Genomic DNA, 25,435 nt, shown 5'->3' on the forward strand with positions numbered 1-25,435 from the left:
CAGCCGCAGCCGCAGCCGCAGCCGCAGCCGCAGCCGCAGCCGCAGCCGCAGCCGCAGCCGCAGCCGCAGCCGCAGCCGCAGCCGCAGCCGCAGCCCCCGCCCTGAGCAACGAACCGACGGGCCAACGCACCGAGCCACCGAGCCACCAACGCACCGCACGCGCAGGCGCGCGGGACAGCTGTGCGACGGCGTGGTCCGGCTCGCCAGTGGCCGGATGCGGTGTCTGGGCCTCACGCCTCATGGCGCCGGCGCCGCCGGCGCGGCGCAGGCTCCGGTGACCGCACCGGTGGTGTGCGGCCGACCGGCGGGGCGGCATCGGCGACGACCGGAGGACCGGGACGACCTCGCCGGCTGCGACGCCTGCGCCCGGGAGGCCGCCGCCCTGGAGGCCGTCGTCGCGCACCTGGCCGCTGCGGAAGCCGCTGACCCGCCCGCCGCGCTACGACAGCGGGTCCTCGACCGGATTGCGACCACCGGCCAGGAGCCCCTGCCCCGCCGTGGACGGCCCCGGCGCAGCGGGCCGCGCCTGGACCTCGGGGCCTGACCGGCAGCGACGGCCGCATTCGGCGCCGACGGCCGCATCCGGCGCCCTCGCGCTCTGCCAGGTCCACCGGGCCGTCACACTGAGTCACAGTGAGTACAGGGCCGGTCCGCCGTGGTGGTCGCGACGGTTCCGTGGTCCCTCCGCGCCGCGGCTGCTGCTACCGGACGCCGTCCCGTACGGACGCCACCACCTCGTCTTCGACACCGGCACGACAGTCCCGCCGGGCGCGCCGTCAGCGGTGGGCAAGACCATTACCCCTGGGCCGGCGAAACCGCGTAGCCGTTCAGAGCCCCTTCCGTATACGTTCGGCCGCATGGTTGACGAGGGCTTCAGACACCCACGGCTCGCCGCGATCCATGACCCGCTCGACCCTGATCGCAGCGATCTCGATGTATACGTCCGTATGGCGGAGCAGCTCGGGGCGCGTCAGGTGCTGGATATCGGCTGCGGGACGGGTGTGTTCGCCCTCCTGCTGGCCGCTCGCGGGATCGAGGTCGTCGGGGTCGATCCGGCCCAGGCGTCCGTTGACGTGGCACGGGCCAAGCCGGGCAGCGAGCGGGTGCGCTGGATCTGCGGTGAGGCGACAGCACTCCCGCCGCTGCGGGCCGACCTCGCGACCATGACGGCGAACGTTGCCCAGGAGATAGTCGATCCGCGGGCGTGGCAGCAGACCCTGCGGGCGGCCTACGAAGCACTGCGGCCCGGCGGACATCTGGTGTGCGAAACCCGCGATCCGGCCAAGCGCGCCTGGGAGGAGTGGAACCGGGAGGCTTCATACAGCGTGACGGAGATCGCGGGCGTCGGCACGGTCGAGAGCTGGGTCCAGCTGACCGAGGTGCGGGGGCCGCTGGTGACGTTCCGCTGGACCTATGTCTTCGCTGCGGACGGACAGGTACTGACGTCCGATTCGACGTTGCGCTTCCGTGAGCGGCGAGAGGTCGAGAGGGAGCTTGCCATGCAGGGGTATGTGGTGGAGGACGTTCGCGACGCTCCCGACCGTCCGGGCCGGGAGTTCGTCTTCCTCGCACGACGCCCAGGCACGGTCTGAAACGACTCCACCTCTGTCGCTCTGGCGCCCTGTCGCTCCGTCGCCCTGGCGGGCGACCGGCTCGGGCAGGTGCGAGTTCGCTCGGCGGGGCCGTGGGGGAGTGGCACCCGCCGCCCGAACAGGAATGCACAGAGCCCGGCCCTCACCCGATGTCGTGCGAAGTACGGGATGTGCCAGGGGCACCGTGGATGATCCGCCGGACCAGATCCGGGGTCCACTCGACGTACTCGACCTCTGCCCCGTCGGCGTGGCGGGCGTAGAGGAACCGCCCTGTCGGGGCGTTTCTCATGGGAGTGGTGACGGTGCCGCCGGCGCGCTGGAGGGTCGCCGCCAGATCGTCGAGATCCTCGACGACCACGGTGGCGGAGGCGTGCGCGTACTTTGCGCGCTCCTCGGCCGGGCCGGCGATGACGAGGAAGTTGCCGATGGCGGCCAGTTCGACGGAGTGGAACGCCAGCCGCAGGTCCGGCTCCGCGCCGGTGAGTTCCGCAAGGAGCGGCAGCGCACGGTCGAGGTCGTCGGTCCACAGGCGGGCATACGTTTTGAGGATGCTCATGAGCGGCTCCTTGCCGTGAGGGCCGCGGTGGTCGTCCGGGCGGCCAATGGTCTCTTCTGGTTCGTCAGAAACCGTAGGTGAGCGTGCTCCGACGTGGAAGAACGCACTTTTCGGTGAGAGGGGAACCTCGTGGTTACCCATCAGATCAGGCGCGCGCCCGACCACGAGTTTCGTCATGCACGCCGGTTTCGTGAGGCGCGCCGGTTATGTGAGGCGCGCCGGCTCCGTGACGCGCGGCCGACTCCCCGGCAGGCCAGATCTTCTCCCGCACGGCCAACGAGTGAGCCCTGTTGTGACCGTCGTCGAACGTGCCAGGCACTGCCGCAGGTTCACCGGGAGCGATAGTGTGCTGAAAAAGGTGGACTACACCACCAACACTCCGATCTGACAAGGGAGTTGCTCTGGTATGAAACCGCCCAGACGCAGCGGCTTACGCCGCACATTCGCCGTCCTCATGGCCGCGCTCGCCGTCACCCTCGGACTGGCCGCCCAGACCGGCACGGCCCAGGCCGACGACGGCTCCGACCTGAGCGGCCTGGCGTTCACGTCGGTCAACAGCGGCCGGAACCTGGACGTGCAGAACGGCAACACCGGGGACGGCGTCTTCATCGTCACCAACTCCGCGCCGGGCTACCACCAGAAGTGGAACGCCGGCATGCAGGCCGACGGGTCGTTCACCCTCGCCAACGACGCCACGGGCAAGTGCATCGAAGCCGGCTACCCGCTGAAGCAGCAGACCTGTTCCGGATCGTCCGGCCTGCGCTGGTACTTCCAGCCGGTGAGCGGCACCAGCGACACGTTCATGATCCGCAACGCCGGTGACAACAAGTGCATCGACGTCGTCCTTGCCGCCCAGTATGACGACGCGTGGACCCAGAGCTACGGCTGCAACGGCAGCAAGGCGCAGCAGTGGAAGATCCCCTCGTCGGCCGCCGGCCCTGCGCTCAAGGCCGCTGTGGACTATGCCTCGAAGCGCTGCCAGAAGGACGCAACGACCTGCTCGTGGACGAAGGGTTCCCAGGCCCCGGCCGAGCCGCTTCCCAAGCAGTGCATCTCTCCCGTCTGGTACAACGGCACCGAGGCGCCGGTGCCGTGGACGTTCTCACTGAACACCTCCACCGGCTGGTCGAGCCAGCTCGGCGTGTCCTTCACCTCGAGCATCGGCGCGGGGGGCGCGAGCCCCGTCCAGACCAGCGTCAGCCTCACCATCTCCGGTCAGGTCACCTACGACCTGCGCAAAGATCTCGGCAACAGCCTGATGATCACCGTGCCGTCGCGTCAGTACGGATGGGTGGCCCTGTCGGAGCTGGCGACGAAGGTGACCGGCGAGTGGACCTTCGATGCGAACGGTTTCCCGTGGAAGGCGAGGGACACCGTCACCGTTCCCCTGCAGAGCGACGACCAGGGCCGGTCCAGCATCTATCTGGCCCAGACCAGCCCGGACTTCACATCCTGCAACAACTGAACAGATAGGGGGCCCGCACGGCTGTGCGGGCCCCCAACGGGCCCGCGCCCATTTCATGGCTTTCAACCGTGTGCCCTGTCACCCGTCTCCGCGAACAGAACATCTACGTGAACAAAACATCTACGTGAACAGAACACCTAGTCGGCGCCAGCGGCGTGCGCGTCCAGCCGGCGGGCCAGCGCGCGGACCAGATCGCGCAGGGCGGCGGGGTGTTCGATGGTGAACGGGCGGTCAAGAGCGGCGAGTACGGGGGGAATCCAGTCCAGCCGCTCGGCTCGGATCCGGACGTGGACCCATCCGGCGCTTTCGTCGGCTGCCGAGGGAGCGCTTGAACCGTCGGAGCAGGTCTCGCCGGTACCGGGCCGGTGGTCGTCGTCGGCCGTGGCCGTGGCCGTGGCCGGGATCGTGGACAGGGTCGCGATACCGGCCGGGAGATGGCTGCGAATGTGCTGGACGCTGCCGTGGATCCGCAGCGATACATCGTGGGTCCACGGCGCGCGGGCGAGGCTGTCCAGCACGGTGGCCGCCGGGTCGAATTCTGCCGGGACGACGAACGAGCCGGACTGCACGGTCATGGCGGCGATCCGGTCCAGCCGGAAGGTGCGTACCTCTCCGCTGTCCGGATCGGCGCCGGTCAGGTACCACCGTCCGGAATGTGCCACGAGACCGTAGGGCAGGACGGTGCGGTCGCTGCTGCGGCCCTTCCGGTCGGTGTAGCTGAGTGCCACCGGCCGTTGATGACGTGCGGCCTCCGCGAGTTCGAGCAGCACCCCTGCTTCCGGGGCGGCGCCGGGACGGGGGCGTGCCGTGAAGTCGGCAGTTTCCAGGAGCGCCGCCAGCCGCTGCCCCAGGGCTTTGGGCAGTACGCGCCGCAGTTTCGCCGCGGCACTCTCGCTCGCCGCGGCGGACGCGGTGGTCAGCCCGGCCCTCCGCCCGGCCACGAGGCCGAGCAGGACGGCCAGGGCCTCTTCGTCGGTGAGCATCAGCGGAGGCATCCGGTAGCCGGGAGCGAGCCGGTAGCCGCCGTAGCGGCCACGTACCGAGTCGACGGGCACGCCGAGATCCAGCAAATGTCCGACGTAGCGACGGACAGTGCGTTCGTCGACATCCAGGCGAGCGGCCAGGTCGGGGACGGTGCGGATGCCGCCGCCCTGAAGGATTTCCAGCAGAGCGAGCACCCGGGCGGTCGATGTGGTCACCTCAGGAAGTCTGCCTCAGATACCGGGCGGATTCTGTCCGGTATGGGCCCTAGCGTTCGAGGCGTCCGTCCATCCGGAATCACCCCTGGCAGGAAGCCACTCATGAACTTCGTTTCGATCCGCGTGATCACCCACGATGTCGCTCGCCTCGTCGCGTTCTACGAACAGGTCACCGCCGTGACGGCGACGTGGTCGACCCCTGAATTCGCCGAGCTCGTGACGCCGTCGTGCACGCTGGCGGTCGCCGGCAGCCGCACCGTGGCGTTGTTCGGCACCGACTCCGCCCGACCGGCCGCCAACCGCACGGTGATCACCGAATTCCGGGTTGCCGACGTCGATGCGGAATACCGGCGTCTGATGCCCCTCGGCTGCGAGTTCGTCCAGACTCCGACGACGATGCCGTGGGGCAACCGTTCCCTGCTCTTCCGGGACCCCGATGGGAATCTGATCAACTTCTTCACGCCCGTCACCCCCGAAGCCGTGCAGAGGCAAGACCGCCAAGGAGGATGAGACGCACCGGGCCTTCTCCGCTCTCGCGGCCGAGCACCATGCGGATGTGGATGTGGATGTGGATGTGGATGCGGATGCGGATGCGGCCGGGGCCGGGGCCGGTGATGTCAGGGGGCTGCGGGTCAGGTGACGGGCGCTCCATTGCAGCGCCGCTGCAGGGTCAGCGCACGCGCATCGCGCGGCTCGGTACGGCGCTCCACGACCCGGATCCGCACGGTGGCGAGCGCCAACTCGCAGGCGAGCATCAGCCCGGTCGGTCCAGTGTCCATCACGATGACGTCGGCAGGATGACCTCTGCAGGGGGAGGGCGCCTTCGGCTTCATCCCCGGCCACGTCGGCGGCGTGTGCCGGGTGGCCGCACACCACCCGGCAGGTATCCGCGGATTCCCTTGTCAGGAACCGGGCGGGGTCAGCGTGCCGTCGATGATGTAGAGCTTGGCGTTGGCCGTGGTGATGTTGCCGCAGGAGATGGGCACCGTGTTGTTGACCTTGAAAGAGGTGCCGGAGCCCGACGTGGTGAGTTTGGAGCCCTCCAGGGTCGTGAAGCTGCCGTGCGGGAGCTCGTTGGGGGTGATCTCCTTGTCGACCACGTGGTAGGTCAGGAGCTTCTTGAGCTCGGCCTTGTTGTTGAGCAGCGCGGTGACTTGCGCCTTGCCCATTTTGTTGAAGGCCTCGTTCGTCGGCGCGAACAGGGTTTTGTTCTTCGCGTTGTTCAGTGTGTCGGTCAGGTCGGCTTTCTTCAGCGCACTGACCAGCGTGGTCAGATCCGGGTTGTTGGCCGCGGCGGTCGCGAGACGTTGTTTGGCGGCCTCTTCGACGCTGCCGGCGCCGTTCTTCGGCAGTGACGAGCATACCGGGCCGAAGGGTTGGGATGCGCTCGGCGACGCGGACGCCGACGGTGATACGGATGCGGATGGGGACGCGGATGAGCTTGGTGTGGAGCCGGACGGACTCGGCGTCGCGGCGCCCGCGAATGCCTGAGGCGCGAGGGCGCCCAGTGACATCGGGAGAGCGAGCGCGGCGGCCGCGGCCACGATGGCGTGACGGATTCGGTTTGACTCCATGCCGAATTCCTCTTCCTGCGTGAGGGGGAAGGGCCCCGGTGCGAGCCAGGGATATACGATCGGCGGCCGGGTCGGCCGCTCCGAGGTGGCCCGGGGTACCGGCTGGGGCATTCTCACCAGTCCGGCCTGTCATGCGATCCGTTGTTGCTCAAGCCACCACACCAGTTAAGCGCCGGATCCCGCGCCCGGCATCTTGAGCGTCCCGTGCGGAACGACCCCGGCGCCTTGAGCGTCGTGAGCGCCCTGCGCGGGAGGCGCCGGGCGTTACCAACCGCCGAACCCGGAGGGAACTGACAGTAGAGACGGGACCACCCGGCGTATACGCGCTCGGTGAGAACGGGCATCGGAGATGCGTAGGACCAGCGCACCCGCAGATGCCTGCCTGCCGGAGAACAGGCACGAGTTGCCGTCAGGACGCGGCGGTTGGCCCTTCCATGCGCGCGCTGATCCATTGCAGGCTGCTGTCGGCCATTCCCTGCACATATTTCTTGGCGTCGTGCTGGCCGCCCTGGATCTTCAACAGGTGTGTCTTGACGGGGCCATGGCCGTACTGGGCGATGAACTTGTCGACCTTCGGTATCACGGTTCGCTCAAGGGTGCCGACCTGGAATTCGACAAAGACGTCGGGGCCTTTCTTGGCGATAAGCTTCTGGGCCAGTTTTTCCGGGTTGTTCGCTTGCTCGGCGGCTCCGTAGCCCGCCCACAGCGGGGAGTCCGGCACGATGTCCGGTCCGGAAGCAATCACGGCCTTGAATTTGCCCGGGTACTTCAGTACGGCTTTCAGCCCCGAGAAACCACCGGAGGAGGAGCCCATGAAGGCCCAGCCGTCACGCGACTTGAGGGTGCGGAAATTGGCCTTCATCAGGTTCGGAACGTCCTCGGTCAGCCAGGTGCCCATCTTGGGCTGGCCGGGTATGTCACTGCCGTCGTAGTAGTTCTTGGCATTCGGGTTCAGCACCGGCATGGCGAGCAGGAAGGGCAGGCTCTTGCCCTCCTTCGACAACTTGGCGATGGTCGCCTGCAGCTTGAGGTCGGTACCCATCCAGTAGTTGTACGGGTAGCCCTCGCCTCCGGGCAGCGCCACCATCACGGGGAAACCGCTTTTCGCGTACTTGGGCTCGCTGTACTGCTTCGGCGCCCACACCCACACCTTGCCGGTGAACCCGGATTTGGGGCCTTTGAGCGTCACCACGCCGATCGTGGTGCCATCGGACAGGCGGTTTTGAACCCGGAAGTCGGCTTGGGGGCCGGTCGGCATCAACGTCTTGGCCGTGGTGGCGCCGCTCCCGCCCCCGTTCCCGCCGGACCCCGATGTCTGCTGACCGTAGGTCACGTGGTCACTCTGGGCGGGGCCGACGGTGGAGTGGTCGATCACGGTCCAGGTGACAATGCCGACAGCCGTCAGGGCGGCGACCCCGATCAACCAGAGTTTGGCCCGATCGGCCCGCTGACGGCCACGGGAGCGGTGGGCTCCCCGGGAAGAATGCTTCATCGTGCGCCTCCGGATGCTGCTGCCCCGAAGGGCAAGAGGGTGGTTCCCTCCTGCTTGATGGGTGAAGCCGCCGAAGGGGTTCCGGCCCCGAACCATGAAATGAAGTTCTTACCGCACGGCACAGGCTCGCGGCGGGCCCGCCGGGCAGCCGGCCGATGCCCCAGGTAGCCCTTCCGCCACGTCCGGCCGTCCTGCCTCTCGCCCTCGCCGGTGAGGGAACCTTGGCCACGGTGTCGCGCCCGGTCCGTGCCCTGGCGGCTGCCGCTGCCACCAGCTGCCGCTGCCACCGGCTCCCGCCGTGGCCTCGGCGACGTCGCCGTGGCCCTCGCCGCACGGCCCGCCCGCGTACGGGACCTGTCCGGCGCCGCCACGGACCGAGCGGCAGGTGGACACCCGGCCGGTCAGCGGCGAGCATGAGCCGCATGTCTGAGCAACCGGAGCCCGGCGAACCGGGCGATGCTCTGTCCGAGCGGCTCACCCGTATCGAGGCGTTGCTGGCGCCCGCCCGGTCAGGGACCGGGCAGACGGGGCGCCGGATGCTGCCCGCGTGGCGGCGGGTGACCCGTGGTGAACCGCGTTGGCCCTCGACGCTCGCGGTGCTGGCAGCGATCGGGCTGCAGTGGCTGCTGCCCGAGCGGCTGACGATTCATCCGGAGTGGTTGCTGCCGTCGTTGGAGACCGCCCTGTTGATCGCGCTCATCGCTGCGAACCCCTACCGGATCGAACGGGTCTCGCGGCTGTACCGGTTGGCGGGGCTGGCTTTGATCGCGATGATCAGCGCGGCGAACGGCTGGTCCGCGGTGCACCTGGTGATCGGGCTGGTGCAGGGGGCCGGAGGCACCGATGCCGGACCGCTGCTGACGACCGGCGGTGCCATCTGGCTGACGAACGTCATCGTCTTCGCGCTCTGGTACTGGGAGTGGGACCGGGGCGGGCCCGTCGCGCGCATGCACGCCACCCAGGCGTATCCCGACTTCCTCTTCCCGCAGATGCAGGCGGCCGAACTCGTGCCGGAGCACTGGGAGCCCGCGTTCCCCGACTACTTGTATCTGTCCTTCACCAACGCCACGGCGTTCAGTCCCACTGACGTGATGCCGCTGAGCCGCTGGGCGAAGATGCTCATGCTTGTGCAGTCGGCGGTCTCGCTGCTGACCGTGGTCCTGGTTGTCGCCCGCGCGGTCAACATCCTGAAGTAGCCGACAGCCGACAGCCGACAGCCGACAGCCGCACCCCGCACCCCGGTGACGGCGGGGAGGCTTCGGGGAGGTGCCGTGGTGACATCCGGGTGAAGAATGCGGTCGTTGTGGCATTAAATGGCCAAAGCTTGACCGGCCGGCTCGGCTACGGGGCAGTGTCGAGCCTCTGACCTGGGGTTTTACCCGACGAAGGGCATCGGTCCGAAAACAATCCCCGCGACCGGCCAATTCTTTCCCATGGGGCGGTCAGGCTCCGGCGGCTGCCCCGAGGCGCTGCCTACCAAACCAAGGCCGCAGCCCGGATTCACGCGCGTTCGATTAGCGGAATTCCGGCCCGGCATGCGAACCCGGCACCGGTCGGCGCCATCTGTACGGACGAACAATCCGAGGGTTTTTGCCTACCGGCACCGAACAGAGGCATATCGATGTCGCCGTCCCTTCCCGAACCGTCCGAACCATCCGTCAACCCGCCCCAGCCGCTGCGCGAACGAGCCGTGTACCGCAGTACGGCGGCCCCCGTCGCGCGGACACTGCTCGGCATACTCGACGCCACGGCCGCCGCACACCCCCAGGCACCCGCCCTGGACACGGGTACCGAGGTGCTCAGCTACCGCGAACTGTGCGCGGAGACCGGACACCGCGCACAGCAGCTCACGGACCGGGGAATCGGCCCGGGGGACCGGGTCGGTGTCAGAGTTCCTTCCGGCACGGCGGACCTGTACCTGTCGATCCTCGCCGTACTGCGCAGCGGGGCCGCCTATGTGCCGGTGGACGCCGACGACCCGGACGAGCGTGCCGCCACCGTGTTCCGCGAGGCCGGGGTGTGCGCCGTACTCAGTCCGGACGAGGAGCCGCCCGGCCTGTGCCGGCCAGTGGCGGCCGAACCGCCCCGGCCGCCGGGCCCGCGCGACGACGCGTGGATCATCTTCACCTCGGGGTCCACCGGCGCACCCAAGGGAGTGGCGGTCAGTCACCGCTCCGCCGCGGCCTTCGTCGATGCCGAAGCGGAACTTTTCCTCCAGGACCGGCCGTTGGGCCCCGGCGACCGGGTGCTGGCGGGCCTGTCCGTCGCCTTCGACGCCTCGTGCGAGGAGATGTGGCTCGCCTGGCGCCACGGCGCATGCCTGGTACCGGCCCCGCGCTCCCTGGTCCGCGCGGGCCACGAACTCGGCCCGTGGCTGGTCGAACGGGGCATCACCGTGGTCTCCACCGTGCCCACGCTCGCCGCGCTGTGGCCGGACGAGGCCATGCGCCGGGTACGGCTGCTGATCGTGGGCGGTGAGGCCTGCCCGGCCGGGCTCGTCGACCGCTTCGCCGGCCCGGAGCGCGAGATGTGGAACACCTACGGCCCGACCGAGACCACGGTCGTCGCCTGCGCCGCCCGCCTCCTGCCGGGTGCGCCCGTACGCATCGGCCTGCCGCTGAACGGCTGGCAGCTGGCGGTCACCGACCAGGCCGGACGGCCGGTGGCCCACGGCGACGAGGGCGAACTGCTGATCTCCGGGGTGGGCACGGCCCGCTACCTCGACCCCGTCAAGGACGCCAGCCGCTTCCGGCCCTCCGAGGTCCTTCAGACCGTGCGCGCCTACCGCACCGGGGACCTCGTACGCGCCGACCGCGAGGGTCTCGTCTTCGTCGGCCGCGCCGATGACCAGGTCAAACTGGGCGGCCGGCGCATCGAACTCGGCGAGATCGACGCCGCGCTCAACGCACTGCCCGGCGTCCGCGGCGCGGCGGCCGCCGTACAGACCACCCCGGCCGGCACCCAGGTGCTGGTCGGCTATGTGGTCGCCGACCTGCGCACCGAGGGCGGCTCCAGCTTCCAACAGGACAAGGCACGGGCTCTCTTGACGGAGCGGCTGCCGGGCCAGCTGGTGCCCGTACTGGCCGAGGTCGACAGCCTGCCGACCCGCACGTCCGGCAAGGTCGACCGGCGTGCCCTGCCCTGGCCGCTGCCGCCTCGCCCCGACGAGGCCGGCCACCCCGGCGGGCCGCAGGAACTGCACGGCACCGCCGCCCGGGTCGCCGCCGTATGGGAAGCGCTGCTCGGCGTCCGGCCCGGTCCCGACAGTGACTTCGTCGCGCTGGGCGGAACCAGCCTGACGGCCGCCCGGATGGCATCCCTGCTGCGTGAGCACCACCCGGGTGTCTCCGTCGCCGACCTCTACCGCCATCCCGTGCTGCACCGCATGGCCGACCACCTCGACTCACTCGGCGGCACGGCGGACGACACCCGCCAGGTGCGCCCGGTACCGCGCCGGGCCGCCGCCGTCCAACTCCTCGTCCAGGGTGCCCTGTACGGGGTCGCGGGACTGCGCGGGCTCGTCGGGCTCGCCGCCGCGGACAACGTACTCGGGCTGCTCGCCCCGCACGTCTGGGCTCCGCACACCGCATGGTGGCTCGTCATCGTCGGCTGGGTGGTGCTCTTCAGCGCACCGCTGCGATGCGCGATCGGCGCGGGGGCCGCCCGCGCGCTCACCGGCTCCCTCACCCCCGGTTCCTACCCACGCGGCGGCCGGACCCATCTACGACTGTGGACCGCCGAGCGGACGGTGGCCGCCTTCGGCATCCCGTCCCTCCTCGGCACCCCCTGGGCCCGGCTGTACGCCCGCTCGCTGGGCTGCGCCACCGGGCGTGATGTGGCACTGCACACCATGCCGCCGGTGACCGGCCTCGCCGAGCTGGGCGACGGCTGCAGCGTCGAACCCGAGGCCGATATCTCCGGCTGGTGGCTCGACGGGGACACGCTGCACATCGGCGCCGTACGCATCGGGGCCGGGGCCCGCGTCGGTCATCGCAGCATGCTGCTGCCCGGTGCCGTCATCGGCCGGGGCGCCGAACTCGCACCCGGTGGCTGCCTGGACGGTGAGATCCCGGACGGCCGCCGCTGGACCGGCTCCCCGGCCCGCCCTGCCGAGGCCGCCGAACATCTCGCCGGCACCGACTGGCCCGCACCCTCCTGGCAGTGCTCGCGGCGATGGAGCGCCGCCTACGCCCTCTCCCTCGTGGGCCTGCCGCTGCTGGCGCTGCTGACCGCCGCCCCCGCGCTCATCGGCGCGTACGCCCTGGTCCACAACTGCGCCACCCTTTCCGACGCGGCACTGAGCCTGCTCGCGGCCGTGCCGGTGTTCGCCGTCGTCACGACCGGCTGCTCGATCCTGCTCACCGCCGCCGTGGTGCGCATCCTCGGCCGCGGCATCACACCGGGGCTGCACCCCGCGAGCGGCGGGGTGGCCTGGCGGGCCTGGCTGACCACCCGCCTCCTGGACGGCGCCCGCGGCAGTCTCTTCCCGCTCTACGCGAGCCTCGCCACACCGCACTGGCTGCGGCTGCTCGGCGCCCGCGTCGGCAAACACGCCGAGATCTCCACCGTCCTGCCGCTGCCGTCCCTGCTGCACATCGAGGACGGGGCGTTCCTCGCCGACGACACCCTGGTCGCACCGTTCGAACTGCGCGGCGGATGGCTGAAGTTGGGGCGGGTCAGCATCGGACGGCGGGCCTTCGTCGGCAACTCCGGCATCGTCGGTCCCGGCCATGACGTTCCCGACCAGAGCCTCATCGGGGTGCTCTCCGACGCCCCCGCACACAGCGAGCCCGGCATGTCCTGGCTCGGCCGGCCCGCCATGCCGCTGCCCCGCGTGGCGACCGAGGCCGACCCCGCACGGACCTTCGCGCCGCCGCGGCGGCTGGTCCTGGCACGCGCCGCCGTCGAACTGTGCCGTGTGCTGCCGCTGATGTGCGGGGTGGCGCTCGCCGAGGCCGTACTGCTGGGAGAACAGGACGCGCTCGATACGGGCGGACTCACCCTGGCCGCGCTCGTCGGCGCCCCGCTGCTGCTGGTCGCGGCCCTCTCCGCCGGGCTCACCACCACGGCGGCGAAGTGGTTGCTGGTCGGCCGGTTCACCACCAGCGAGCACCCGCTCTGGTCGTCTTTCGTGTGGCGCAACGAGCTGTTCGACACCTTCGTCGAATCCCTCGCCGTGCCGTGGATGGCCGGCGCCTTCACCGGAACCCCGGTGCTCAACGTGTGGCTGCGCAGCCTCGGTGCCAAGATCGGCCGCGGGGTGTGGCTGGAGAGCTACTGGCTGCCGGAGACGGACCTGATCACCCTCGAAGACGGCGTCAGCGTCAACCGGGGCTGCGTACTGCAAACCCACCTCTTCCACGACCGGATCATGCGGCTGGACACCGTGCACCTCGCCGAGGGCGCCTCACTGGGCCCGCACAGCATCGTCCTGCCGGGCGCCACCGTCGGGGCGCGCGCCGCCATCTCGGCGTCCTCCCTGGTCATGCGGGGTGAGAGCGTGCCCGAGGGCACGCGGTGGGCGGGTAACCCCATCGCGGGCGAACGTGCGGACCGGCCCGGACCGGCCCGTACCGAAGCCGGTGTGGCCGCGTGACCCGATGCAGCCGCCGCGCCCTCATCAGGGGCGCGGCGGTGCTGCCGCTCGCCGCGACCGTCGCCGACGGCCTCCTGTCACCGCCCGACCACCGCTATTTCCCGAGCCACGGCACCTACGCCCACCACACCGTCTCCTACGACCTGCATCTGGCCTACGACCCGGGCAGCGGCAGCCTCGACGGACGGGCCCGCATCAACGCCGTGGCCGACCGGCCCCTGGAGCGGGTCGAACTCGATCTGGCACGACTGGCCGCACACAGCGCACGGATCGACGGGAACAAGGTCCGGGTCCGCCAGCACAGGGGAAAGCTGTTCCTGGACACGCCGTACCCACTCGCCCAGGGAGCCCCCTTCACCGTGGAAGTCGGCTACGGGGGGCGGCCGCGGCCGGTCCGCTCGCCGTTCGGACCGATCGGCTGGGACCGCACCGGCGACCCGCATGACGGCACGCTGGTCGCCTCCCAGCCCCTGGGCGCCTCCTCCTGGTTCCCGTGCAACGACCGCCCCGACGACAAGGCCGCTTTCACCTTCCGGGTGAGCGTCCCGTACGGTCACCACGCCCTGGCCAACGGCACCCTGTGCGAGCGCCGCCGAAGCGGCCGCTCGGAATGCTGGACCTACCATCACCCCGGGCCCATGGCCCCTTATCTCGCCGCCCTTTACACCGGCCGCTTCAGCCACGACGGCGATTCCGTACACCTCGGCGCGGCCGGTTCGTCCGTCGCCCTGCACAACGCCTACCCCGCACGGCTGGCCGAGCGCGCACGGCATGACCTGGCCCGCCAGCCCGACATGCTCCGGGCGTTCAGCGGTTACTTCGGCGACTACCCCTTCGAGGCGTACGGCGCGGTGGTCGTCGACGCCGAACTCGGCGCCCCGGTGGAGAACCAGACGCTGTCCGTGTTCGGCAGCAACCACATCGACGGACGGCGCGGCTGGGAGACCCTCGTGGCCCACGAGATCGCCCACCAGTGGTACGGCAACAGCGTCAGCCTGCGCGACTGGCGCGACATCTGGCTCAACGAAGGCTTCGCCACCTACGCGGAGTGGCTCTGGTCGGAACACCTCGGCGAGGACAGTGCCGACCAGCTCGCCCGGCAGGAGTGGCACTCACTCCACCGCCGCAGCCAGGACCTGCGCATCGCCGACCCCGGGCAACGCCGCATCTTCGACGACAGGATCTACGTACGCGGCGCCTGCACCCTGCACGCCCTGCGGCGAGCCATGGGCGATCACCGCTTCTTCAGCATGCTCCGCACCTGGCACCAGACCCACCGCGGCAAAAGCGCCGACACCGACGCATTCGTCGCTCACGCGGGCCGTTGGGCCACCCGCCCCGTCAAACCCCTGCTGCACTCATGGCTCTACGAAAGGCCGCTGCCGGCGTTCCCGCCCGGCCTCGGCTGAGCACGCCGGGGCGGGACGGAACGCGTTTCCGCCCTGGCGTCTTTGGCGTCTTTGGCGTCCTGCATCCGCCCCGCTCCGCCCCGCTCTGCCGCGTTCGGCTGGGCTGGGTGGGGGCGGAGGCAGGACGCCATGGCCCCGTTGCCGCCCTGGAGACTCGGGCCCAGCCCCGCCCGGTCAATGGGCGTCGCGGAGAGGGCTTTCCGTACGGAGACGGCCTTCCGTCTGCAGGACCATCCCACTGCCCGCATCGACGTCCACATCCCGCACGCTCCCGTCCTCGGCCAGGTGAACTTCCCAGACCCGGCGCCCGACCTTATGGCCCAGGTGCGTCCCCGATACCCGGGCATCGGGGTCAGTGGCCAACGCGGCCTGCTGCGCATACTCCCTGGTCACCATGCCCGGGAGGCGGCCTGGCGGGTGAGGGCCCGCAGCGCCCCGGTGGGACGGGGCTTCCCTCTGGAGTGGGGCGGAGCCGGTTTCGAGCCCGGCTTCCTGATGGCCGGCCACCAGCACCACGCCGGCGACGCAGACCGCGAACACGGCCATCAAGGCGGCCTCTTCACACAGTAGACGTCGCCGGATGCATGCGATGACCCCGCTGAGCCTCATCTGCAACCCCCTGTGCCCCTACCCGGCGGCGGCCCGTCAGCTGCCGGCCAAGGCCATGGTCCGGCGCCATCACGCCGAAGGGGATCCCCCACACGAGGGTCACCGGCCGGACTCGGAGCGCGCCGCGACCTCCCCGCGGGCGCAGACGACCCTTATACGCGGGCGCAGATGCCCCGTAAACAGCATGAGGAGAGCAAACGGCATCAGGCAGGAGAGGAAGCCGTCGGCGGCGGACTCCGGGCGCGAACGCGCTCTCCCGCCACATCAACACGGTCTTCGCCGTCGGTCAACGGCCCCGGGCCGCGCGGGACGTCACCGGCCCGGGGCCGCGCGGGACGTGGCCTGCGACGGCGAGCAGCGGTAGAGGGCCGGCGTCTGGTGGGGCACCGGCGCGCAGTGGGCGCGCACCCAGGGGGCAAGGGCGCGGCCCGGTGCGGTCGCCGGGCCGCCGAGTACGACGAAACGCAGCCGGCCGGTGGCGACGAGGTGGCGGAACCCGGAGCCGGTGGGCGAGGGCACGGCGCCGGTGAAGCCGCCCATGGGGAGCACCTTCGCGCCCGAGTGGAGGACGTACGGGGAGGCAACGCGCCAACTCGTGGTCGCGAAAAGGTAGGTGGCGCCGTCCTGGTGGGCCCGGGTGTACGCCAGGAGCCGCCGCTGGTTCCTGCTGAGTGAGGTCCCGCCGGGAGCCTTCACGGCCGCCCTGGGAGAAGAGGCCGGGGCGGGGGAGGGCCGGTGCGGCACGGTGTGGTGCCTGGCGGCCACCGGCCCGGTCGCGCCCATGCCGGAGTGGCCGTACTCCGGCTGGAGAACCGATGAGGCCCAGGCCGCGGACGGCAGCAGCATGGCCACGAGGCCCACGCCGAGACCCAGCACCGCCATCCGCCGCCGCTTCCCGCTGTCCCCCGTACAGGACAGCCCCAGCAACGCCAGAGCGCCCGCCCCCAGCGTGATCGCGGCCGGGGCCAGCCACGGCAGGAACGACGGGAACAGCTCCGCAATGCCCGCCGACCAGACCACCGTGCTCACCACCGCCGTCGGCAGCGCCCACACCCGGGCCCGGCCCCCGCGCCGCCAGGCACGCCAGAACTGCACCATCCCGGCGCCGAACAGCGCCGCCAGCGGCACGGCCACCACACCCATGTAGTACGTGTGGCCGCCGACCGCCCCGGCGCTGAACACCAAGAAGTACACCGCCAGCCACATCCCCCACAGCACAAAGCCCGCCCGCAGCGGATCCGTACGCGGACGGCCGCGCCGCCAGGCCAGCCCGCACACCGCGGCGAGCGCCGCCGCCGGGTACAGCCAGCCGACCTGCGAAACCAGCGACGGGCCGAACATCTTGCCCCACCGCGCGGCCGTGGCCCGCGTCGGCGGCCGGCCGGACGCCTTCGCCGGAGCCGTCCCGGCCATGGTCAGCACGGAGACGCTTCCGGTGTCCCTGGCACTGACGCCGAGACCGGAGAAGCGGGTGACGAAGTTGTAGCCGACGACCTGGCTGACCGCCGAGTTGTTCGTCGTACCGTCCACATACGGACGGTCCTGGGCCGGGGTCAGCGTCACCAGCAGCACCCATGACGCCGACACCGCTACGCACACCGCGCCCGCCCCCGCCAGGTGCGCCAGCCGGCGGCGCAGCGCAACCGGGGCCGACACCACATACAGCAGACCGAGCGCCGGCAGCACCGCCCAGGCCTCCAGCATCTTCGCCTGGAAGCTCAGACCGACCCATACACCGGCCGCCAGCAACGGGCGCAGCCGGGCCTCGCGGGCCGCGCGCAGCGTGGCATCGGCGGCCAGCAGCACGAGAAGAGTGAACGCCGGGTCCTCGACCTCCGTACGGAACAGCCCGGCGATCGCCGGGGTGAGGGCGAAGGCACCCGCCGCGAGCAGGGCCGCGTTCTCCCCTGCCCAGCGGCGCACCGCACGGTGCATCACCGCAACGCTGAGTACACCCTCGATCACCTGGGGCAGGGTCAGCGCCCACGGGTGGAACCCGAAGATCCGCGCGGACAGCGCCTGCGGCCACAGGAAGCCCGGCAGTTTGTCGATCGTGATCGAGTTGCCCGGGTCGAACGAGCCGAACAGGAAACCCTTCCAGCTCTCGGTCATGCTGCGCACGGTCTCCGCGTAGAACGCGTGATAGGCGCTGTGCTGGATGTCCCAGGTGAACAGCACTGCCGCCACCGCCAGGATCGCCAGCCGCACGGGCCTGGCGTAACCCGGCCGGCCAGCCGGTCCCCGCTCCGGCGCCCCGGTACCGGCGAGCAGCCGGCCGCCCGAACGCCGGGCCGACGCGATGATCGCTGTGGTGCTGCTGGCCATGGACGAACCTTCCCTGGGAAACTCACCGGTCGCTGTGCCAGATGGCCGAATTGCCCGTCGGGTGCCTTGGGCCGGGTTCTGTTCACGGGACGTTCAGGTGGGCGTCAGAGGAAAGACGAGAAGGCGGCCGGCGGTCCATTCGTGGCGCCGTTGGAACGGACGGCAGCCGGCAGCGGCCGATGGCGGCCGTCGGCGGCCGATGGCAGCTGACGGGCCAGGCCATGGCGCCTTCGACCGTCCGGCGACGCTCGCCCGGATGCACCCCCGTCCGATCTCCCTGCTCAGGGTCTTGTCGCAGCTTCCGTTGCCTGGTCTTCTGTACCCCGGTAACCCCTACGCGCGTGCTCCGTGCGATCCGGATGCGTGCCCAGCCCGATGACGCACGCATCCGGCACGGGCACGAGAGCGAAGCGGCGCGGGCGCGAAGCCGAAGTGGCGCGGGTACGAGACCGAGAACGGGAACGGCGTGGAATCAGTGGCTGGGCAGGACATCCGGGGCACTCTGCCCGAGGGGCTGGCTGCGGCCATACGCGACACCGCGGAGGAGATCGCCGCGCTGCTGCGTCCGGGCGCCGACATGGAGCTTCCGGTACCCCGCTCGGAGTGGAACGTCGGGGAGGCGGCAGCGCACCTAGCGCAGGCCAACGAACTGATGGCAGATATCGCGGCAGGACATGCACGCCGTTACGGGGACGGCACGCCCCAGAGCCTCGCCGCGGCCAATGAGCGCGCACTCGCCGAGTTCGACGAGCGCGGAGCCGAGCCGCTGGCCGCAATGATCGTGGCGCAGGCCGGCGCTTACCTGAAGGCATGGGACGAGGGCACCACGGAAACCACCGTCGTCACCCCGCTGGGCCCGATGGGCCCGGACGTGCTCGGGTCGTACCTGCTCACGCACATGCTCGGCCACGGTTACGACCTCGCCCGTGCACTGGGGCGTCCGCACATGATCGACCGCGCCAGGGTCGAGCTGACCCTGCCGTTCCTGATCACGGCCATGCCACGGGTGACCGACACCGCCCGCACGGCCGGGCTGACCGCCCGCTACACGATCCGCTTGTGGGGCGGTGCCCGATTCGGCGTGACGCTGACCAACGGCGTGGTGTCTGTCGGCGCGCAGCCGCCGACCCGCCCGGACTGCACCATCCTCATCGAGCCGGTCACCTTCCTGCTCATGGCACTCGGCCGCCGCGACCAGTGGAGCGCCCTCACCCGGGGCCGCATCCTCGTCAGGGGCCGCAAGCCCTGGCTCGCTCCCCGCTTCCCGGCTCTCTTCAAGGCGCCCTGAACACAGCCGGCGCGACAGCCGCCCGTTTGCCACCTCTTCCGGCGGCCCGGCCGGCGCACCGTCACCGCGGCCACAGCCCATAGAACTACCCCACCATCAGCACAAACACCGTGGCAGTACCAGCCCTCGACGACCCGGAAGCAACGCCCGACGAACGCGTCCTGGACGAGTCTCACGAGCGTGGCCCGGTAACACTCTGGACAGGCCAAGCCGGGTGGCTGTCAAGGATGCTGCGCCATGTCACGCACGAGCCGCCACCAACAGATCAACCACATAGATCTCTTCCACCACTTCGTCAGGGAAAGCCTCAGACAGCCGTCGACGCTCATTGGCCAGAAACGCACGGTTGGCGGCTTCGCCGAGGACAAGGAACGCCGAGCGGCTACTGATGTTGGCGAGATGGGTATCGAGAGGGATCACGCGACTCCAGCGCACCTGGCGGCGCGCGACCTGGAGGCCCGAGAGGCCCGCGAGCCGGATGGCATCGCTGTCGTCGGGACGCGCCCTGGGAGAAGACTTCACGCCGCAGTGGTGTGCCATGCGTTCATGCTGCGCAAGGATCCACGGCACATCGAAGGCGGTGGTGTTCCACCAGATCGCGAGCGAACCCCCCGGACGTAGGACACGCAGCGCCTCCGGAACAGCGCGGGTGGTATGAGTCCACTGCCAGGACTGCGCGTAGGTGATGAGGTCGTGGCAGGCGTCGGCGAGGGGGAGGGCGTTGCCGTCGCCTCGCACGATCGGGACATCCGGGAGCGCTCTGCGAAACTGGGCGGCCATAGCTTCGCCAGGCTCAACGGCGATCACGTCGGCGCCGCGCTCACACAGGAGTCCGGTGGCGATTCCGGTGCCCGCTCCCACATCGGCGACACGGGCACCCGCCAGGGGACGGCTCGTGAACTCCTCGATGGAGTCGAAGAGCGCAGGCGGATAGGAAGGCCGACTTCCCGCGTACTGGGCGGCGGCCGCATTGAACGAATGGGCGCGTGAGCTGACAGTCATCTCCCCATCTTCGTCGCCTGAGTCTGTACAGCAGGCACTGACCACCCGACCCGGAAATCATTTCCGGTCACCGCATCAGCGAGGGTAAACCTGGTCACCGGCCGGCAAGGAGCGGCAGAGCCCAGGGCACGGACGGCGAGCGCGCCGAAGACGTTGGCCGGCAAGGGCATTTCCACGGCGGCGGCGCCGGTGAGTTCGGCGGTCGGCGGGGGCGCCGTCGTAGACCTCAGGCACGAGCTGAAGCGGCGCAGAAGTCCCGGCACAGAGCACTTGTCCCGCGGGCGCGCGCTCTTCCCCGTCCCGGGACCCGTGTGGCTGAGCTCCCGGGCGGCCAGCGGCCCGGCACTGCCGTCGGGCCGACGCCGGCCGTAGTGCGGACGGGCCATCTCGATGGCCTCGTCGGGCGTCCTGGGGCTGGCAGGTGGGTACGCGACACCGACCGTGGCCTACGCCCAGGACTCCTCGACACCTACCGCCTGCCGGTCACCGTCCGGCCGCCGGAGGCGTGGATCCGCACCGAGTCCGGCCCGTACCTGGACGCCTGGTACAAGCGCATCGGCGAGGCGTACAAGGCGACGAGACCGGCCTCGGCATCACCCCCGGGTTGTCGGAGGCCGAGTTCCTTGCGGCGATGGAGCACCACAAGGTCACCGACCTGGCCCTCGCCGCGGTGCTCTCCGCCATCAAGTCGACGGTCAAGGGGGGCATCGGCAAGCCGGCTCCCGCAGCTTCCGGCTCGGCGTCTCGCCCGGTGCGGTCACACATGAAGGCACCCAGGAGCCGCTGTGGGGCCGTGCAGATGCTCGATGAAGGACACCACCCCGCCCGGCACATCAAGGGCACCGACGTGTACGTACTCAGAATCCGCGTCATGTTCTCGCAACTGATGGCCTCTGAAGAGCACTTATGAGGCGGTACTGAGATTCCCAGCTCGGAATCAGGGAGTGTTTCGAAGTGCGGTCAGGAGCGTGCAGCCGCAAGATCGGTATTTCCGTCACGGGCAGCGCGTCGACCGGGTACAGGGTCCGAGATGGTGGCCGAGATCATTCTCGCGAACAGCACTGTGGACTGGGGAGGGTTGGCATCGATCCTGTCCGGTGGGCTACGTTGTGCGGCGATGACTACCGGGACGGCATTGCGCCACACACGGATTGGTGACCCGGCGCTCCTCTGAGCGCCGTACGGGCCGATGCTGGCCCGCTGTTGGATCGAGGATCCGGCGCTGCTGCGCGGGCTCCGCCTCCTGTCGTGTTGATCACAGCTCGACACGTCAACCACGACAGGAGAACTCATGCCCACCAAGACGCTGCACATTCCCACCGCGGACGGCCAGGCCGACGCTTTCGCTGCCTTCCCCGACGGCGGTGAGCGGTACCCAGGGGTGCTGATGTACGCGGACGGCTTCGGCATCCGGCCCGTGCTGCGGGAGATGGCCCGCGAACTGGCCGGGCACGGGTACTACGTGCTCGTCCCCAACCTCTTCTACCGGAACGGCCCGGCACCGGTGATCGAACTTCCCGACCACATCGGAGAAGAGATCCGGCCCGCGGTCTTCGCCCGGCTGATGCCCTTGATCGAGGCGCACACCGGCGAACGTGTCCTGAGCGACGCCGACGCCTACCTCAGGTTCCTCACCACCCAGCCCGAGGTCGGCGCCGGACCGGTCGGGGTGACCGGCTACTGCATAGGCGGTCTCCTGGCGATGCGTACCGCCGTGGCCCACCCCGGACAGGTGGCTGCGGTCGCCGGATTCCACGGCCCCGTGGGCGCCGACGGGCCCGACAGCCTCGCCAAGCTAACCGCCCAGGTCCACCTCGGCCACGCCGAAGGCGACATGACGCCCGAGGCCCTCGGCGAACTCAACCAGGCCCTGGACGCAGCGGGGGTCGGCTACACCTCCGAGATCTACCCCGGCACCAACCACGGGTTCACCATGTCCGACACCGATGCCTTCAACCCCTCCGCACTGCAGCGTCACTGGGACCGCCTGCTCTCCCTCCTCGAACGCACCCTGGCCAACAGCTGAGGCTCCAGCTTGGACACCGACCCTGAAGTACACGGATCCGGGGTCCTCGATGATGCCCGGGGACACCGCCTCCCACGCGTCGATCATCTCCGTGGCGGTGCCGCCACGGAGATGATGCCGTTCACTCAGATCACTCAGATTCCCTGACGGCCCCAGGTCACGGCCGCGGTCCCGGTGATGCTGTTGAGCGCGCTTCATGGCGCCGTAAGCGGGGAGGGCGGGGTTCGCGCGGCGGCTGCCGATGCTCGAGGTGTTGACGCCAGCACCGCCGCCGGGTGTCCGCGCCGAACTCGGCCGACCCCTTTCTGGCCGGGGTCCCCATCCCGACACGGCCCGCTCCTGCCGCATCGCCCTGCGGGCCCTGACCGTGTCGTGTCCGGCTCCGCCAGAGCGACTTGCCCGTATTACCGCACTGTCTGCGGAACCACCCTGCACACCCCGAACGACACCTGGCCGTACCGCTCCGACCTGCACGGCTACCGCGTAGCGTCAGTTCTCGTTTCGGATGCTCCAGCATCAAGCCGCGGTTCCCTCTCAACGGCCCGCCGCCCTCACTGGCGGCGGGCCGTCCCATGCACTGACGTCATTTCTCGTGAACATTCGCAAAGCCGTCGACCTCCAGCTGCTGCCCAAAGTGCCGGACAAACGCTGCTGCTGAAAGTGAACGAAGCCATCTTGCAGATGCTCCGGATAGGGGCTGAACTCCCCGGCCGGAACATGCGGTGCGATGAACTCCCATTCGGCATCAGTCCTTTCAGGGCGAGTCACCCCAGCCTTCTGCCGGGCCGGTACCCGGTCCCGGGCCGGAATGCGAAAACAGAAGATCTCAACCCGACTCAGGACACCAGTAGGTGGGCGTCAGCGGGGATGCGCGGTGGCCTGCCTGCGGGGTGCGGGGTGCGGGGTGCGGGGTGCGGGGTGGGGTGGTTGCTGTTGTGGTGGGGCGGCTTTCCCACGTGGGTAAAATTGAGGATAAACTCAGGGGTAACTTCATGCTAGGATTGGGCGTGGAGGTGATGTGTGTCCACCGAGGAAGAGTTGTTCGCGGCGGTTGATGCGCTGCTGGAGGGGGAGCCGCAGTTGCCGCCGCCGGCGGAGCGGTCCAGGCTCCGGGAGGCTGCCGGTGTCACTCAGGCCCGCCTGGCCCAGGTTCTGAAGTCGACCACGCAGACGGTAAAGAACTGGGAGAACGGCCGCAGTGAGCCGCGGCCGCCGCGTTTGCAGGCGTATCAGCGGCTGCTGGAAGGCTGGGCGGTCAAGTACCCGGCCCCGACCGCACCGGGACCCGAGGCGCACACCGGCCCTGCGGAGCAGCCGCCCGCGCCGGAGCTGACGCCGGACGAACCGGCCCGGCCCTCCGCTGCGCCCGTGCCGGCTTCGGAACCCGCGCGACCGGCGAGCACGACCAGGCCGTCGATGCCGCGTCGTCCGGCCGTGAAGAAAGCCGTCTCGAAGCCCCCGGTGGCGCCGGCTGCTGTCGATGAGAGGTTCGTCAACGGCCCGCTCGGCGTGCTGGATGGGGACGGCTCGCTGTACTGCGTGGGCGGTCTGGTCCTGGACTGCCCGGCCAAGACCGTCCCGGCCTTGGTCGACTGGACCCTGTCCGAGGCGCAGTTGGGCGCGTCCAGGTTGCACCCGTCGGGCAAGGACGCCGACCCGCTGATCGTGCTGACCGCCGCGGCCGCCGAACGGCTGGGTCTGCCCGAACGGTTGGAGGACCGTCGTGGGCTGCGCCTGCCGGAGGACCACAAGGTGCTCAAGCAGCTCGCCCGCGCGAAGTGGCAGCTGACCAAGCGCGGGTTCGGGCCGTGGCCTCGCATCTACCGGCCCGCCGAGGGCGGCCGGCGCCAGTGCGTACAGCTGGCCGTCCTGCCCTGGGGTGCGCTCGATGCCCGCTCGTGGGGGAGTACCGACCAGCTGGAGCCTGCCGACATCGCCCGCGTGCTCGGCACCTACGCCTCCCGCGTCATCACCCCGCGCGGCTCGACCGCCGTCTCCGGTCTGGAGACCATGATTGCGCTGCGTCCACCGACCCGGGCAGTCAAGGACGAGTCCACCGGCAGCTGGGTCTCCGGCCCGATGCCCGGCTCGCTCACCGAAGCGGTCGACCCGGCGCCGGTGGAGGCCCCCGATGAGCACCCGGTCGCTGCCGCCCTCTTCCCCCGCGGCCATCAGCGCACCCCGGGCGAGGTCCTGGACGAGGAGGCGTATGAGTGGATCCGTGACCCGCAGCTGCTCACCGACGCCGAATGCACCCGCCCCCACGCGGTCGGCATCGACGTCAACACCGCATTCCTCGCCGCCGCGAACAGGCTGGTCGTCGGCCTCTCGGCGCCGGTCCATGTCAAGGCGCCGACCTTCGACAAGAAGACGCCGGGCTCGTGGCTGGTGGACCTGTCCGGCATTGAGCTCGACCCGCGCCTGCCCAACCCCTTCACACCGCACGGAGTACGGCCGGACGGCCCGGCCTGGTACGCGACACCGACCGTGGCCTACGCCCAGGAACTCATCGACACCTACCGCCTGCCGGCCCGGATCCGGCCCGAGGAGGCGTGGATCCGCACCGAGTCCGGCCCGTACCTGGACCCCTGGTACAAACGCATCGGCGAGGCGTACAAGGCGACGATGGCCGACCTCGGCATCACCCCCGGCTTGTCGGAGGCCGAGTTCCTTGCGGCGATGGAGCACCACAAGGTCACTGACCTGGCCCTCGCCGCGGTGCTCTCCGCCATCAAGTCGACGGTCAAGGGCGGCATCGGCAAGCTGCGCGAGCGACCGAAGAGCATCAAGCACCGGTTCGGCGAATGCTGGCCGGCGCTGGAGCGCCCGACCTGGCGCCCCGACATCCGTGCCGCCGTCATCTCCGCGGCCCGCATCAACATGCACCGCAAGATCCTCAAAACGGCACTCGCCACCCAGCAGACCCCGGCGCCGTCAGGGAATCTGATGCTCGACCAGGACGCGCTTGTCCCGGTCGCGCTGCTGTCCGACTGCGCCGTCTACCTTTCCGGCGGACCCAGCCCGCTGGACTTCCTGCCGCACACCTCCGACGGCAAGCCGGCCCCCGGCAGTTTCCGGCTCGGCGTCTCGCCCGGCATGGTCAAGCACGAAGGCACCCAGGACATGCTGTGGGCCGTGCAGATGCTCGATGAAGGACACAACCCCGCCCGCCACATCAAGGGCACCGACGTGTAGGTACTCAGAATCCGCATCATGTTCTCGCGAGCGATGACTTCTGAGTAGCACTTATGACGCGCTGCTGAGAATACCCGGCTCGGAATGATCACCCTTTCGGGTGATCG

18 protein-coding genes and 2 pseudogenes are annotated in these 25,435 nt (G+C 70.2%); 12 read left to right on the forward strand and 8 right to left on the reverse strand.

Annotated elements, in window-relative coordinates; translation table 11 throughout:
* The first annotated feature begins 214 nt into the window (after positions 1-214).
* Complete coding sequence (locus ACWGJY_RS31100) at positions 215-544, forward strand: hypothetical protein (protein ID WP_453264203.1); 330 nt, start codon at positions 215-217, stop codon at positions 542-544.
* A 313-nt stretch (positions 545-857) separates the two neighbouring features.
* Positions 858-1,592: a class I SAM-dependent methyltransferase gene (locus tag ACWGJY_RS31105; protein ID WP_453264204.1), complete on the forward strand. Its 735-nt coding sequence runs from the start codon at positions 858-860 to the stop codon at positions 1,590-1,592.
* A gap of 142 nt (positions 1,593-1,734) precedes the next feature.
* On the opposite strand, the gene ACWGJY_RS31110 is transcribed toward ACWGJY_RS31105, so the two are convergent.
* Entirely contained in the window at positions 1,735-2,148 is a 414-nt protein-coding gene (locus ACWGJY_RS31110; RefSeq protein ID WP_453264205.1) for a VOC family protein, read from the reverse strand.
* A gap of 406 nt (positions 2,149-2,554) precedes the next feature.
* On the opposite strand from ACWGJY_RS31110, the gene ACWGJY_RS31115 reads away from it, so the two are divergent.
* Positions 2,555-3,613 carry an RICIN domain-containing protein gene (locus tag ACWGJY_RS31115; protein ID WP_453264206.1) on the forward strand — a complete coding sequence of 353 codons (1,059 nt, stop codon included), beginning with the start codon at positions 2,555-2,557 and terminating at the stop codon, positions 3,611-3,613.
* Positions 3,614-3,750: 137 nt separating this feature from the next.
* Here the strand turns inward: ACWGJY_RS31115 and ACWGJY_RS31120 are convergent, their stop codons facing one another.
* A complete protein-coding gene (locus tag ACWGJY_RS31120; RefSeq protein WP_453264207.1) occupies positions 3,751-4,812 on the reverse strand; it encodes a helix-turn-helix transcriptional regulator in 1,062 nt (353 codons plus the stop codon).
* Between the two features lie 102 nt (positions 4,813-4,914).
* Here ACWGJY_RS31120 and ACWGJY_RS31125 point away from each other — a divergent pair, with 102 nt between their 5' ends.
* Positions 4,915-5,322, forward strand: a complete 408-nt coding sequence (locus ACWGJY_RS31125; RefSeq protein WP_453264208.1) for a VOC family protein — start codon at positions 4,915-4,917, stop codon at positions 5,320-5,322.
* A 146-nt stretch (positions 5,323-5,468) separates the two neighbouring features.
* Here ACWGJY_RS31125 and ACWGJY_RS31130 read toward each other — a convergent pair.
* From ACWGJY_RS31130 to ACWGJY_RS31140, 3 genes and pseudogenes are all read right to left on the reverse strand, one after another.
* Positions 5,469-5,645, reverse strand: a pseudogene (locus tag ACWGJY_RS31130) (FAD-dependent monooxygenase); the annotation flags it as partial.
* Between the two features lie 69 nt (positions 5,646-5,714).
* On the reverse strand, positions 5,715-6,386 hold the full coding sequence (locus ACWGJY_RS31135) for a fasciclin domain-containing protein (protein WP_453264209.1): 672 nt from the start codon (positions 6,384-6,386) through the stop codon (positions 5,715-5,717).
* A gap of 409 nt (positions 6,387-6,795) precedes the next feature.
* Complete coding sequence (locus ACWGJY_RS31140; RefSeq protein WP_453264210.1) at positions 6,796-7,878, reverse strand: alpha/beta hydrolase; 1,083 nt, start codon at positions 7,876-7,878, stop codon at positions 6,796-6,798.
* Between the two features lie 422 nt (positions 7,879-8,300).
* Here ACWGJY_RS31140 and ACWGJY_RS31145 point away from each other — a divergent pair, with 422 nt between their 5' ends.
* The 4 genes from ACWGJY_RS31145 (at position 8,301) to ACWGJY_RS31160 (ending at position 15,453) form a co-directional block, all read left to right on the forward strand.
* Complete coding sequence (locus ACWGJY_RS31145; protein WP_453264211.1) at positions 8,301-9,074, forward strand: hypothetical protein; 774 nt, start codon at positions 8,301-8,303, stop codon at positions 9,072-9,074.
* Positions 9,075-9,499: 425 nt separating this feature from the next.
* Entirely contained in the window at positions 9,500-13,474 is a 3,975-nt protein-coding gene (pls, locus tag ACWGJY_RS31150; RefSeq protein WP_453264212.1) for an epsilon-poly-L-lysine synthase Pls, read from the forward strand.
* On the forward strand, positions 13,471-14,883 hold the full coding sequence (locus tag ACWGJY_RS31155; RefSeq protein WP_453264213.1) for a M1 family metallopeptidase: 1,413 nt from the start codon (positions 13,471-13,473) through the stop codon (positions 14,881-14,883). Before pls ends, ACWGJY_RS31155 begins: the two co-directional genes overlap by 4 nt.
* A 177-nt stretch (positions 14,884-15,060) precedes the next feature.
* Positions 15,061-15,453, forward strand: a complete 393-nt coding sequence (locus ACWGJY_RS31160; protein WP_453264214.1) for a hypothetical protein — start codon at positions 15,061-15,063, stop codon at positions 15,451-15,453.
* Positions 15,454-15,804: 351 nt separating this feature from the next.
* On the opposite strand, the gene ACWGJY_RS31165 is transcribed toward ACWGJY_RS31160, so the two are convergent.
* Positions 15,805-17,817, reverse strand: a complete 2,013-nt coding sequence (locus ACWGJY_RS31165; protein WP_453264215.1) for an ArnT family glycosyltransferase — start codon at positions 17,815-17,817, stop codon at positions 15,805-15,807.
* A 466-nt stretch (positions 17,818-18,283) separates the two neighbouring features.
* Here ACWGJY_RS31165 and ACWGJY_RS31170 point away from each other — a divergent pair, with 466 nt between their 5' ends.
* Entirely contained in the window at positions 18,284-19,105 is an 822-nt protein-coding gene (locus ACWGJY_RS31170) for a maleylpyruvate isomerase family mycothiol-dependent enzyme (protein ID WP_453264216.1), read from the forward strand.
* 240 nt (positions 19,106-19,345) lie between these two features.
* On the opposite strand, the gene ACWGJY_RS31175 is transcribed toward ACWGJY_RS31170, so the two are convergent.
* The gene (locus ACWGJY_RS31175) at positions 19,346-20,107 is read right to left on the reverse strand and encodes a class I SAM-dependent methyltransferase (protein ID WP_453264217.1); all 762 of its coding nucleotides are present in this window, start codon (positions 20,105-20,107) and stop codon (positions 19,346-19,348) included.
* Between the two features lie 631 nt (positions 20,108-20,738).
* Here ACWGJY_RS31175 and ACWGJY_RS31180 point away from each other — a divergent pair.
* Together ACWGJY_RS31180 and ACWGJY_RS31185 are read left to right on the forward strand one after the other, a co-directional pair.
* Entirely contained in the window at positions 20,739-21,017 is a 279-nt protein-coding gene (locus ACWGJY_RS31180) for a hypothetical protein (RefSeq protein ID WP_453264218.1), read from the forward strand.
* Positions 21,018-21,398: 381 nt separating this feature from the next.
* Positions 21,399-22,133, forward strand: a complete 735-nt coding sequence (locus ACWGJY_RS31185) for a dienelactone hydrolase family protein (RefSeq protein WP_453264219.1) — start codon at positions 21,399-21,401, stop codon at positions 22,131-22,133.
* Between the two features lie 45 nt (positions 22,134-22,178).
* On the opposite strand, the pseudogene ACWGJY_RS31190 reads toward ACWGJY_RS31185, so the two are convergent.
* Positions 22,179-22,415 (reverse strand): annotated as a pseudogene (locus tag ACWGJY_RS31190) (short-chain dehydrogenase); the annotation flags it as partial.
* Between the two features lie 738 nt (positions 22,416-23,153).
* Here ACWGJY_RS31190 and tap point away from each other — a divergent pair.
* Complete coding sequence (gene tap, locus ACWGJY_RS31195) at positions 23,154-25,328, forward strand: telomere-associated protein Tap (RefSeq protein WP_453264220.1); 2,175 nt, start codon at positions 23,154-23,156, stop codon at positions 25,326-25,328.
* Positions 25,329-25,435: the final 107 nt, after the last annotated feature.

It is taken from the genome of Streptomyces sp. NPDC054765 (genome assembly GCF_053612065.1).

What these genes read in the sequence shown, in the direction of transcription:
- pls (WP_453264212.1), top strand. Translation starts at nt 9,500, where the DNA reads ATGTCGCCGTCCCTTCCCGAACCGTCCGAACCATCCGTCAACCCGCCC.
- ACWGJY_RS31125 (WP_453264208.1), top strand. Translation starts at nt 4,915, where the DNA reads ATGAACTTCGTTTCGATCCGCGTGATCACCCACGATGTCGCTCGCCTC.
- ACWGJY_RS31105 (WP_453264204.1), top strand. Translation starts at nt 858, where the DNA reads ATGGTTGACGAGGGCTTCAGACACCCACGGCTCGCCGCGATCCATGAC.
- ACWGJY_RS31115 (WP_453264206.1), top strand. Translation starts at nt 2,555, where the DNA reads ATGAAACCGCCCAGACGCAGCGGCTTACGCCGCACATTCGCCGTCCTC.
- ACWGJY_RS31165 (WP_453264215.1), bottom strand. Translation starts at nt 17,817, where the DNA reads ATGGCCAGCAGCACCACAGCGATCATCGCGTCGGCCCGGCGTTCGGGC.
- ACWGJY_RS31140 (WP_453264210.1), bottom strand. Translation starts at nt 7,878, where the DNA reads ATGAAGCATTCTTCCCGGGGAGCCCACCGCTCCCGTGGCCGTCAGCGG.
- ACWGJY_RS31175 (WP_453264217.1), bottom strand. Translation starts at nt 20,107, where the DNA reads ATGACTGTCAGCTCACGCGCCCATTCGTTCAATGCGGCCGCCGCCCAG.
- ACWGJY_RS31110 (WP_453264205.1), bottom strand. Translation starts at nt 2,148, where the DNA reads ATGAGCATCCTCAAAACGTATGCCCGCCTGTGGACCGACGACCTCGAC.
- ACWGJY_RS31160 (WP_453264214.1), top strand. Translation starts at nt 15,061, where the DNA reads ATGGGCGTCGCGGAGAGGGCTTTCCGTACGGAGACGGCCTTCCGTCTG.
- ACWGJY_RS31135 (WP_453264209.1), bottom strand. Translation starts at nt 6,386, where the DNA reads ATGGAGTCAAACCGAATCCGTCACGCCATCGTGGCCGCGGCCGCCGCG.
- ACWGJY_RS31100 (WP_453264203.1), top strand. Translation starts at nt 215, where the DNA reads ATGCGGTGTCTGGGCCTCACGCCTCATGGCGCCGGCGCCGCCGGCGCG.
- ACWGJY_RS31145 (WP_453264211.1), top strand. Translation starts at nt 8,301, where the DNA reads ATGTCTGAGCAACCGGAGCCCGGCGAACCGGGCGATGCTCTGTCCGAG.
- ACWGJY_RS31185 (WP_453264219.1), top strand. Translation starts at nt 21,399, where the DNA reads ATGCCCACCAAGACGCTGCACATTCCCACCGCGGACGGCCAGGCCGAC.
- ACWGJY_RS31180 (WP_453264218.1), top strand. Translation starts at nt 20,739, where the DNA reads ATGGAGCACCACAAGGTCACCGACCTGGCCCTCGCCGCGGTGCTCTCC.